Source organism: Megasphaera geminata F0357 (genome assembly GCF_000239275.1).
Classification (GTDB): Bacteria; Bacillota; Negativicutes; order Veillonellales; family Megasphaeraceae; genus Megasphaera; species Megasphaera geminata.
In genome coordinates this window covers 21,343-33,098 of record NZ_JH417562.1, presented here as the reverse complement: position 1 = coordinate 33,098, position 11,756 = coordinate 21,343, and the positions used below count along the sequence as shown (strand labels likewise).

The window sequence follows — 11,756 nt, the reverse complement described above, 5'->3', positions numbered from 1 at the left end:
AGTTGTGATGTAACACATGTATTGTAATCCTACACGAAAGTAAAAACAGCGGCTTTCGTTCATTTGACAGGCCTTTTAAAGCATGTGATAATTTATTAGATATGCCTTTAGTATTTATTTTATACGGCGGAGGGATGATTGTATGGCGGACAGTCGCATTATTGCGGCCCTTGATGTACGTACACCGGAGGATATGAAACATCTTGTCGAAAAGCTGGGTGATTCCGTTTCTTTCTACAAGGTCGGGATGGAGCTTTTTTACAGTGCCGGGCCCGATACGGTACGGTATCTGAAAGCGGCGGGAAAGCGTGTCTTTCTCGACTTGAAGGTTCATGACATTCCCCATACGGCGGCTCAGGCGATGAGGGCCTTGACCCGCCTCGGGGCGGATTTGATGACTCTTCATGCGGGCGGCGGCACGGCTATGATGCGGGCGGCGGCGGAAGCGGTGCGTGAAGAAGCCGAACGGATCGGCATCGAGCGGCCCGGGCTTCTGGCGGTTACCGTGCTTACGAGTATTGATGAAACTGCCTGGCGCGAACTCGGCCATACGGCCGGTATCGGCGAATCGGTCGGGCATATGGCCCGTCTGGCTAAAGCGGCAGGTGTCGACGGCATTGTTTCTTCTCCCCGTGAAGCGGCGGAAATAAGAGCCGTGAACGGTGCTGATTTTGTAATTGTTACACCCGGCATCAGACCGGCTTTTGCCGGTACGGACGATCAGAGACGAATTGCCGCGCCGGTACAGGCCTTGCGTAACGGCGCCAGCTACCTGGTTATCGGCCGGCCGATTACAAAGGCCGACGATCCGAGGGCGGCGGCGCTGTCGATAGCGGCGGAAATAGAGGGGGTATAATTGTGTTATCGGAAGAACAGGTGCGCGAATTATTGGTGGAAACCGAGGCTGTTTTGGAAGGCCATTTTCTCTTAACATCCGGCCTTCACAGTCCGTTGTATGTAGAAAAGTTCAATGTCTTACAGCATCCTCAGTATACGGAGAAACTCTGTAAGGAATTAGCCGCACGCTTTAAAGATAAACATGTCGGGACCGTTATGGGCCCCATGACGGGAGGCATTCTCCTGGCCCATGAAGTCGGCAAAGCTCTCGGCACGCGTGCTATTTTTACGGAACGCGAAAACGGTAAAATGACTTTGCGCCGCGGTTTCCGTATTGAGCCGGGAGAACGCGTGCTCATTGTTGAAGATATTGTTACCACAGGCGGTTCCGTACAGGAAGTCGTCGATGTTGTCAAAGCTGCCGGCGGCGTGATTGCCGGTGTCGGCCTCCTCGTTGACCGCAGCGACGGTAAAGCGGAATTCGGCGTTCCCGGGGAAGATGTGCAGGCCCTCCTGCATCTTACTGTCCCGACGTATCGTGCCGACAGCTGTCCCTTGTGTAAAAAAGGCGTTCCCGTGACGGAACGCGGCAGCCATCACTTACAATAGAATGGGGAGAGATAAAGTACATGGATAATATATTGTCATTATTGCCCTTTTTCGATGTCGGCGTTATTGCCGCCGTCATCGCGCGTTTTACAGGTATAAATCTGAGTATGATGGTACTGATGGCCCTCTTGTATATCGGCGGCACGCCTTTGGAAACAGTTATGACGATGCTTGTTTTCAACGCGTTTACTTATTTTACGGTCTACACGCAGCGGCATATTCTCGGAATTAAGGATCTGACCTTCTTCCCCGGTGTAAAAATGCTTATTCCCGTCATCATTACCCTGGCCCTGGCCACATTTAATCCTTTCTTGGGGATCATGCTGTTTATCGCCTTCTTTTTGGCGGAGACCTTTGCCAAAATGTATCATACGATGGATCTCAAATCGCGGCCGTCACGCAATGAAATCATTAAGATGAGCATTATCTCGTCTGTCTTAATGGTATTGGGAGTCGCTCTTATCCGGTGGTTCCCCGCGGATTATTATTATATCCTTGCCGGTGTACTGATTCTTTGCTTTGCCTTCCTCATGCTGCTTTCCGGCGATCGCAGACGGTTTACCGGCATATGGGACGGCATTCTCTATATATCCGCTTTCGTTACCGGTATCAGCGGCATTATTGCGGATGACTGGTTTTTCTCCATGAGACGGCAAACTGAATCGGCTCTTGCAAAAGCGTATCCGATCGTCATGTACTCGTCCATGATCGTCGCCCTTATCGCCGGTTACGCCATGTATCAGTATTTTTCTGTCGGCTCGCTTTTTGTCACTGTCGGCGCGGCCTTGACGATCCGTTTCTTCGGTGTGTATAATTACGGCTTGCACGGTAAGTTTTCGTATCTTGCCCTGGGGGCGACGGTTTTGGCGGTGCTTGTTTTCTGGCTTATTCAACCTGTACCGACGGGACTGCCGGAGGTGTCCGACGCGGCAGGAACTGTTTTGGACTGGTGAGCATTGATTTGTTATAGTGGTGCAGTAGCCTTCTGCATACGGGGCTGCTGCACTTTTTGAATGTAAGGGAAGGAGGAAGCGGTCCTTGGGTACTGCGAAAAATACTGAACGTGGGTATTGGTGCGCTGCGTCGGGCGCCGCTGTCTGGGGGCTTTCCGGCGTGGCCGGTCAATTTTTGCTTTCTCAATACAATGTTTCGCCCTATTGGCTGACGAGCGTGCGCATGATCTGCGCCGGCATGGTTTTCTTCCTTTTGACCGTACGTAATCTAAAAGCCGTGGGGACGATAGTAAGGCATCCGAAAGAACTCGGGACTATTGCCGTATACGGTATTTTCGGGCTGATGCTGAACCAGCTGGCTTATTTCTTCAGCATCAGTTATTCCAATGCGGGTACGGCAACGGTTTTACAGACTCTCTGTGTCGTTATGCTTGCCGTTGTTGTTTGCATTACCCGAAAGCGCCTGCCGTACGGCAGAGAGGTTCTATCTGTCCTGCTTGCTCTCCTCGGAGTGGTCCTCATAGCTACGCATGGGAAAATTACGGAACTCGTCCTTTCGGAAAAGGCTCTCGGCTGGGGCCTTCTTGATGCGGCAAGCTGCGTTGTTTATACTATGTTGTCACTCAAACCTGTTCGCAAATGGGGCAATGTGCCTGTTAACGCGTTGGGAATGCTGACCGGCGGAATGTTTTTGGCCGTTATTTTTCGTTTTTGGGAGCACATGCCGCATCTCGATGTAACGGCATGGCTTGTTTTTGCGGGGATCGTCCTTTTCGGCACCGTTCTGACGTATATGCTTTTTTTGCAGGGGATTCGTGATGCGGGTCCGCTTAATGCAACCTTGCTGGCAACGATTGAACCTGTATCTTCATCCGTCTGTTCCGCCGTTCTGCTCGGTACCGTATTTACCGTTCCGGAATGGAGCGGGCTGATTTGTATCGTAGCGACCGTATTTCTGATTGTCGCGCAGCGGCGCGTTACCGGGTAAGGAGGGTATGTATGAAACGGACAGCAGGCAGTATAATTATAAACTTGATTTTCTTTTGCGCCGTTTTTTTTGTCCATCCGGCAGAAGCGGTTATGACGGTTACGCCTTATACGCTGACCGTCGACGGGAAGATAATTACAGGACGGGTATATCAGGACGGACAGGTCTATATGGTTCCCTTGCGTGCGTTGCGGAAGGCTTGGGGTATGATGTGTCATGGGACGGAGAACGTTCTACAGCCACAGCGGATATGAGCATCGCCTCTATGTCGGCGACGGTCGGCAGCACTACATATGCGCGTAAAGGGAAACTGACGGTTATTGATCTTACCATGGATTTCATGTATGCTGCGGCGGCGCGGATTGTAGACGGCCGTATTTATGTGCCGGCTGAATTTTTTCGTGAATTGTGCAATGAAACATCCTTGCAGCACGGTATTTTTGATATAACCCCGCAGCGGGCCTATCTTGAAGCGGATTCGGCGGCGCACTGAGACTGTTTTTTCAGCAACCGGCGGATGAGTGGTAAGCATGAAAGATTTCTTGACTTTGCACAGCGTCCTATATAAAATAGTAAAAGGATATGAGACGGCCCCGTGAGGCCGGCATGTTCAAAATGTTCATTGTACCTTTAATGTAGTCCGGAGAGGCTAAAAAGGGACATATTTTTGTTGCGCTCATAATATGACCTTTGCCTTCGGCAAAGGTCTTTTTTATGCAAAGGAGGAGCTTGTGGCCGGTTTAAAAGGAAAAAGTTTACTCGGGTTGGCGGGAGCGACAAAAGAAGAGATTGAGCTTGTTCTGCGATCTGCCCGCAGGATGAAAGATATCGTCAACAGTGCTGACAAGAAGGCGCCGCTTTTGCACGGTAAATCCATTGTCAATATGTTTTGGGAACCGAGTACGCGTACGCGCGGCTCCTTTGAGCTGGCCGCAAAATATCTTGATGCGAGCGTCATCAACTTCACGCCCCGGCGGCAGCTCCGTCGTCAAAGGGGGGAAAGTTTCAGAGACACGCTCCTTACCGTAACGGCCATGGGGGCGGATGCCATCGTCATGCGGCATAAACAGGAAGGTTCGGCGTCTCTTGCCGATACGTATGTCGCACCGATCATTATCAACGCCGGCGACGGCGCCCATGAACATCCCACACAGGCGCTCCTCGATTTATATACGATTATTGAAGTTAAAGGGCATGTGGACGGCTTGAAAACAGTCATTGTCGGCGACATTGATCACAGCCGTGTGGCCCGCTCCGATATTTACGGCCTTAAAAAACTGGGTGCGGACGTTCATCTTGTCGGGCCGAGGACCTTGCTGCAGCCCGAACTGGCAAAGATGGGCGTTACGCTTCACTATGACCTGGATGAAGCCCTTGACGGGGCTGATGTGGTTAATGTCCTGCGTATTCAGAAAGAACGCCAGGGCATCGGTTTTTTCCCGAGTGAAGGCGAGTACCGCAGCCTTTACGGCATGGATCGAAAACGGCTGCAGGCGGCTAAAAAAGACGTACTCGTTATACACCCGGGCCCGATGAACAGAGGTCTGGAAATCGAGCCGGATGTTTGCTACGGGGAACGGTCGGCTGTTCAGGAACAGGTTAAAAACGGAGTCTGCATACGCATGGCCGTCTTGTACCTGACGATTATAGGAGGCGATGAAAGTGGCATTACTCGTTAAGCGGGGACGGTTGATCAATCCGGCGACGGGAGAGGATACCGTGTGCGATATCCTTACGGAAGATAATAAAATCAAGGCGATCGGTACGGAACTGGCTGCCGCCGGGGCAACGGTTATTGATGCGAAAGGGCTCGTTGTTACACCCGGTCTTATCGATATGCATGTGCATTTGCGGCAACCCGGCCAGTCGCAGAAAGAAACGATTGCCAGCGGTACACGGGCGGCCGCGGCCGGCGGTTTTACACGCGTAGCGACGATGCCGAACACAAAGCCCGTTATTGACAGCACGATCGTCGTCGACGGCCTGAAATATAAAATCATGCGGGAAGGAGTCGTTAAAGTAAACATTATCGGCTCTCTGTCTAAAGGCCTTGAAGGTAAAGAATTGTCCGCTATGGGCGGGATGGCGCGAGAAGGAGTTGTAGCTTTTTCCGATGACGGCCGCTATGTGGAAAACTGTGATTTCATGCGGAAAGCTATGGAATATGCGAGTATGTTCGGCAAAATCGTCATCGACCATTGTGAAGAGGCGAGCCTCGTTGCAGACGGCTGCATGCATGAAGGCGCTGTCTCCGCCGAATTGGGACTGAAGGGGCGCCCCGCCGCAGCCGAAGATATTGCCGTCGCCAGAGACATCCTCTTGGCGGAAGCGACGGGTGCGGCAGTCCATATTGCCCATATCAGCACGGAAAATGCTGTCCATATGGTGCGCTGGGCCAAGGCGAAGGGGCTTAAAGTTACGGCCGAAGCAACCCCGCAGCATATGATTTTGACAGATGAAGCGCTGCGTACGTATGATCCGCGCTTTAAAGTGAATCCGCCCCTGCGTTCGGAGAGCCATCGCCGGGCTGTTGTCGAAGGGCTGGCAGACGGCACTATCGACGCTATCGTTACGGATCATGCGCCTCATACGGCGGAAGAAAAAGACTGCGAGTTCAGTTTGGCCCCGAGCGGGTTCGTCGGGCTGGAAACCGCTCTCGGTGCGGTATTGACCTGCCTCTACCATACGGGTACCGTCAGTTTGATGACTCTTATCCGGGCTATGACCAGCACGCCTGCACGGCTTCTCGGTCTCGACAGCGGTGACATTGCCGTCTGCAACGAGGCGGATATTACGCTCATTGATTTGGATAAAGAATGGACAGTCGATCCGGAGGATTTCTATTCCCGGGGGAAATCAACGCCTTTTGAAGGCATGATTTTGAAGGGAAAGGCGGTCGCCACGATTGTAGACGGTAAATTGGTAATGAAGGACGGGGAGGTATTGGCATGAAGGGTGTTCTCATCCTGGAAAGCGGTCAGAAATTTTACGGCACCTTACTTACGGCGGCCCGGGCAGTCGGCGAGGTCGTTTTCAATACAGGTATGACAGGCTATCAGGAGACATTTACGGATCCGTCTTATGCCGGCCAGATCATTACAATGACCTATCCTTTAATCGGCAACTACGGCCTTTTCCATGAGATCGAACAGGCGGACCGGCCGTATGCGAAGGGGTTTGTCGTGAGTGAGCTTTGCGCCTCGCCGAGCAACTGGCAGAACGAAGGGCCCCTGGCGACCTTTATTATGACCCATCATATCCCGTGCCTTTATGATGTCGATACGCGCGCCGTTACGCGGGCTATCCGAAAGCACGGCGTGATGAAGGGGATCATCGTGCCTGAAACAACGTCTCGGGAAGATATGGACACCCTTATGGCGACGGTGCTTGATCGGGATCAGATTACCCAAGTTTCCACAAAGAAAATCAAAGAACTGGGCAACGGCAGTTTCCATGTAGCCGTTATGGATTACGGCGCCAAGGACAATATCCTTCGTGAATTGATAAAAAACGGCTGCCGTCTTACCGTATTCCCGTGTCATACGCGTGCGGAAGAAGTTTTGGCGCGCAATCCGGACGGGATTTTCCTTTCCAACGGGCCCGGCGATCCGGAAGATGTGCCCGAAATGGTTGAAGAAGTGAAAAAACTTATCGGCAAAAAGCCGATTTTCGGCATTTGCATGGGACTTCAGCTTTTAGGCCTTGCTCTCGGCGGTAAAGCGAAGAAACTTACCTTCGGTCATCGCGGCTCGAATCATCCCGTCAAGGATATACGGACAGGCCGGGTGTATATTACTTCTCAGAACCACGGCTACGTTATTGATGAAACGACTCTGCCGCAGGATGTTGTCGTGACGCACCGTAATCTGCATGACAATACGCTCGAAGGGTTTATGTATCCCCGTAAGAAACTGTTCTGCGTGCAGTATCACCCGGAAGCTTCGCCGGGACCGGCGGATAACCTGTATTTGTTTGAACAGTTCGTCGAGATGATGGAGGGCAGATAGAATGGCGGAAAAGTTAAAGAAAATTCTCGTGATCGGTTCGGGTCCGATTATTATCGGTCAGGCCGCCGAGTTCGACTATGCGGGCACGCAGGCATGCCGGGCCTTAAAGGAAGAAGGCCTGGAAGTAGTTTTAATCAACAGCAATCCGGCGACGATTATGACGGATGAAGATATTGCCGACCGTGTGTATATCGAACCGATCACGCTTGACTATGTAACAGGGGTTATCGAAAAAGAGCGTCCTGACGGTATCTTGGCGACACTGGGCGGTCAGGTGGGCCTGAATATGGCTGTCGAATTGGCTGACAACGGCATTTTGAATAAATACAAGGTGCGTTTGTTGGGCACGAAGCTCAGTGCCGTTAAAGAAGCGGAAGACCGTGAGCGCTTTAAAGAAGCGATGAAAGACATTAATCAGCCCGTACCGGAAAGCGATATTTTCGAGGAAGTGCAGGCTGCGGTCGACTTCGCGGATACTATCGGCTATCCGGTTATCGTCCGACCGGCTTATACCCTGGGCGGTACAGGCGGCGGCATTGCTCATGACGAAGAAGAGCTCTTCATGATTGCCGCGCGCGGCATCAAACTCAGCCCGATCAATCAGATCCTCGTGGAACGGTCCGTTGCCGGCTGGAAAGAAGTCGAATATGAAGTTATGCGCGATAAGGCGGATAATTGTGTAATCATTTGTAATATGGAGAACATTGATCCCGTCGGGGTCCATACGGGCGATTCCATCGTCGTGGCGCCGAGCCAGACCTTGAATGACCTGCAGTATCAGCTCCTGCGCACGGCGTCGGTGGATATTATCCGCCGCCTCAAAATCGAAGGCGGCTGCAACGTGCAGTACGCTCTCGATCCGAACAGCAACAGATACTATGTTATTGAAGTGAATCCCCGTGTCAGCCGCTCGTCCGCCCTTGCCTCCAAGGCGACGGGGTATCCTATTGCCAAAGTTGCCGCAAAGGTGGCGACAGGACTTACGCTTGATGAAATCCCCAATTCCGTAACAGGTAAGACGACGGCATGTTTTGAGCCGACACTCGACTATTGTGTCGTCAAGTTTCCCCGGTGGCCTTTTGAAAAATTTGCTCTTGCCGACCGTACTTTAGGGACGCAGATGAAAGCGACGGGCGAAGTCATGGCTGTTGATCGCACTTTTGAAGGCGCTGTCCTGAAAGCGGTACGCTCCCTGGAAATCGGGACTGCCTATCTTTCCCTCAAAAGTCTTGAAAACAAGTCTCTTATCGACATTGTCGAACGCCTGCAACGCCAGGATGACGAACGTATTTTCGTTGTAACGCAGGCGCTTCGCATGGGCATCAGTACTGAAAAAATTCATTTCATTACAGGCTATGACATGTGGTTTCTCAATAAATTAAAAGGCATTGTCGATCTTGAGGAAAATCTCAAGAAAAACGGATTGAATAAGGAAAATGTTCGTCTTGCCAAGAAGTACAGCATGCCTGACGCCGTTATCGGCGGGTTTACCGGTAAAACGGAAGATGAAGTGCGGGCCTACCGCATCGGAGCGGGTATTTTGCCGACCTTCAAGATGGTTGATACGTGCTCCGCCGAATTTGAAGCGGAAACACCGTACTATTACTCGTGCTATGCCTCGGAAGACGAGGTCAAACCTCTCGGGGACAAGAGTGTCGTCGTCATCGGCTCCGGTCCGATCCGTATCGGCCAGGGTATCGAATTCGACTATTGTTCCGTTCATTCCGCATGGGCCCTCCGCAAAGCCGGTATGAACAGTATCATTATTAACAACAATCCGGAAACGGTCAGTACCGACTTTGATACCTCGGACAGCCTCTACTTTGAGCCGCTCACGGTGGAGGATGTTATGGCCGTTATTGATAAGGAAAAACCGCTCGGAGTCATTTGTCAGTTCGGCGGTCAGACGGCCGTTAACCTGGCTGCGCCTCTGGCCGCCAGAGGCGTGACGGTGCTGGGAACATCCGTCGCCGGTATGGACCGTGCCGAAGACAGAGAGAAATTTGACGACCTCCTGACAAAGCTCAATATTCCCCGTCCGGCGGGCCGTATTGCAACCAGTGACAAGGAAGCCATGCGTGTTGCCTCGGCACTGGAATTCCCTCTCATTGTCCGCCCGTCGTATGTGTTGGGCGGCAGGGCGATGGAGATCGTTTATACGGAAAGTGAATTGGAGCGGTACCTTCGTGAAGCCGTTATCGCCTCACCGGATCATCCGATTCTCATTGACGAGTACATGGTCGGCCGTGAAATTGAAGTTGATGCCGTCGCCGACGGGACGGATGTCTTTATTCCGGGTATTATGGAACAGGTGGAGCGGGCAGGCGTCCACTCCGGCGACTCCATTGCCGTATATCCGCCGCAGCGGCTCAGTGACGAGACGGTAGAACAGATTGTCGATTATACGACACGTATCGCCTTGGAACTGCAAGTAAAGGGCAGCGTCAATATCCAGTTTGTCGTTGCCGGAAACAGGCTGTATATTATTGAAGTCAATCCCCGTTCCAGCCGGACGGTGCCGTTCCTCAGCAAGGTCACGCGTATTCCCATGGTGGAGATCGCAACGCGTATCGCCCTGGGCGATACGCTGAAAAATCTCGGTTACGGCAGCGGTCTGTTGCCGGCAAGAGACTATGTGGCGGCAAAGGCTCCCGTATTCTCATTCAGTAAAATCGGCCTTGCCGAAATCGCTCTCGGTCCGGAAATGAAATCTACCGGTGAAGTCATGGGCATTGGCAAGACGTATTCGGAAGCGCTTTATAAGGCCGTAAGCGGCGCTAAAATGCGTATCCCCGCAGGCGGTACGATTCTTCTTACCGTAGCGGATCGCGATAAAGAAGAGGCCCTGATTTTGGCTGAAGGATTCCGTGATTTGGGATATCGTGTCATTGCCACGGCGGGAACCGGCCGATATTTCAATGAGCGCGGCATGAATGTCGAGATTGTGCGCAAGATTCACGAAACCGGTCAGAATATTGCCACGCTTATCAGAGGCGGCAAGATCGATCTCGTCGTCAATACACTTACCTTCGGCAAGCGCCCTGAGCGGGACGGCTTTACTCTTCGCCGCATGGCTGTAGAATTGGCTGTGCCGTGCCTGACTTCACTGGATACGGCGCGTGAAGTACTGCGCGTTTTTGCCGATAAGGGCAGGGGCGACGGTTATCATCGTGTAGCCGCATTGCAAGATTATAAATAAACAATTCCCTTGTAAAAGGCAAGATACCCTTTGGTGTCTTGCCTTTTTGTATGCATAAATGAAATAATATTTAAAAAATGTGAATATATACTTGACATCATGCGGGCGGGAAGAATATAATGAATGAAATAATAAAATATCCATAAATAATGTATAAAAGTGCGATTGCCAATATATAAACAGGAGTGAAAACGATGGGCACGAAGGTTTTTATCGACGGACATGAAGGGACTACGGGATTACGGATTCATAAACGCTTACAGGCGCGTCCGGATATTGAACTCATAGGTATCGATCCGGCGGAGCGGAAAAAAACGGCAGCCGTAAAAAGATGCATGGAAGCTGCGGATATAGTTTTCCTTTGCCTGCCTGACGCGGCGGCCGTCGAAGCGGTTGCTTTGGCGGACGGTACGAATGTCCGGATCATTGACACTTCGACGGCGCATCGTTCCGATCCGGCATGGACATACGGGTTTGCCGAATTATCGGGACAACAGTTTGAAGCGATCAGTAAGACAAAACGCCTTGCCAACCCCGGTTGCCATGCCAGCGGCGTCATTGCGGCAGTCCGGCCGCTGACGGAGGCCGGACTCATGGGAGGAGACTATCCGCTGTCGGCCTTTTCTCTTACCGGGTACAGCGGCGGCGGGAAAAAGATGATCGCCAAGTATGAAAGCGGGGAAAAACCGGCGGAGCTTTCGGCTCCCCGCCAGTACGGTCTGACGCAGAACCATAAACATTTGCAGGAGATTGTTACTGTCTGCAAGCTGCAGCGGGAACCTGTTTTTTTACCGGTTGTGGACGACTATTACAGCGGTATGGAGGTGGCCGTACCTGTTTTCACGCATCTTTTCGGGGAAAAAGTCGGACTTGCCGAAGTACGGGACGTCCTGGCAGCTCATTATGACGGCAGCCCTTTCGTGCATGTACATGCCGCAGGTGAGGATAAAGGAGGTTTCCTGGCAGCAAACAGCCTGTCCGGGTACGATGATATGGATATCTTTGTCACCGGCAATGATGAGCGCATTGTCGTGACGGTACTGTTTGACAATCTCGGCAAAGGGGCGTCGGGAGCCGCTATTGAGTATATGAATATTATGCTGGGCCTCGATCCGGCAACGGGCCTGGTGCTGCACGGGTAAACTCGAAACGGGGGATATGTA

Annotated in this window: 10 protein-coding genes; all 10 read left to right on the top strand. The window is 52.0% G+C overall.

Translation table 11 applies throughout. The features are described 5' to 3' along the window. Positions 1-142: 142 nt before the first annotated feature. The 10 genes from pyrF (at position 143) to argC (ending at position 11,735) form a co-directional block, all read left to right on the top strand. Positions 143-856 (top strand): orotidine-5'-phosphate decarboxylase, encoded by a 714-nt coding sequence (gene pyrF / locus HMPREF0080_RS00510; RefSeq protein WP_006789103.1) that lies wholly within the window; start codon positions 143-145, stop codon positions 854-856. A gap of 2 nt (positions 857-858) precedes the next feature. Continuing rightward, a complete protein-coding gene (pyrE, locus tag HMPREF0080_RS00505; RefSeq protein WP_006789102.1) occupies positions 859-1,446 on the top strand; it encodes an orotate phosphoribosyltransferase in 588 nt (195 codons plus the stop codon). A 20-nt stretch (positions 1,447-1,466) separates the two neighbouring features. Continuing rightward, complete coding sequence (locus tag HMPREF0080_RS00500) at positions 1,467-2,399, top strand: hypothetical protein (protein WP_006789101.1); 933 nt, start codon at positions 1,467-1,469, stop codon at positions 2,397-2,399. A gap of 85 nt (positions 2,400-2,484) precedes the next feature. Beyond that, positions 2,485-3,387, top strand: a complete 903-nt coding sequence (locus HMPREF0080_RS00495; protein WP_040346639.1) for a DMT family transporter — start codon at positions 2,485-2,487, stop codon at positions 3,385-3,387. A 7-nt stretch (positions 3,388-3,394) separates the two neighbouring features. Further along, positions 3,395-3,880, top strand: coding sequence for a stalk domain-containing protein (locus tag HMPREF0080_RS00490; RefSeq protein ID WP_050808787.1), 486 nt, complete (start codon positions 3,395-3,397; stop codon positions 3,878-3,880). A gap of 238 nt (positions 3,881-4,118) precedes the next feature. After that, positions 4,119-5,066 (top strand): aspartate carbamoyltransferase catalytic subunit, encoded by a 948-nt coding sequence (locus HMPREF0080_RS00485; protein WP_040346646.1) that lies wholly within the window; start codon positions 4,119-4,121, stop codon positions 5,064-5,066. Further along, entirely contained in the window at positions 5,050-6,339 is a 1,290-nt protein-coding gene (locus HMPREF0080_RS00480) for a dihydroorotase (protein ID WP_040346637.1), read from the top strand. Before HMPREF0080_RS00485 ends, HMPREF0080_RS00480 begins: the two co-directional genes overlap by 17 nt. Continuing rightward, positions 6,336-7,394 (top strand): carbamoyl phosphate synthase small subunit, encoded by a 1,059-nt coding sequence (locus HMPREF0080_RS00475; RefSeq protein WP_006789095.1) that lies wholly within the window; start codon positions 6,336-6,338, stop codon positions 7,392-7,394. The genes HMPREF0080_RS00480 and HMPREF0080_RS00475 overlap by 4 nt, the downstream gene beginning before the upstream one ends. 1 nt (position 7,395) lies before the next feature. Next, positions 7,396-10,593, top strand: coding sequence for a carbamoyl-phosphate synthase large subunit (carB, locus tag HMPREF0080_RS00470; RefSeq protein WP_006789094.1), 3,198 nt, complete (start codon positions 7,396-7,398; stop codon positions 10,591-10,593). Positions 10,594-10,787: 194 nt separating this feature from the next. Beyond that, positions 10,788-11,735 (top strand): N-acetyl-gamma-glutamyl-phosphate reductase, encoded by a 948-nt coding sequence (gene argC, locus HMPREF0080_RS00465; RefSeq protein ID WP_006789093.1) that lies wholly within the window; start codon positions 10,788-10,790, stop codon positions 11,733-11,735. Positions 11,736-11,756 lie beyond the last annotated feature (21 nt).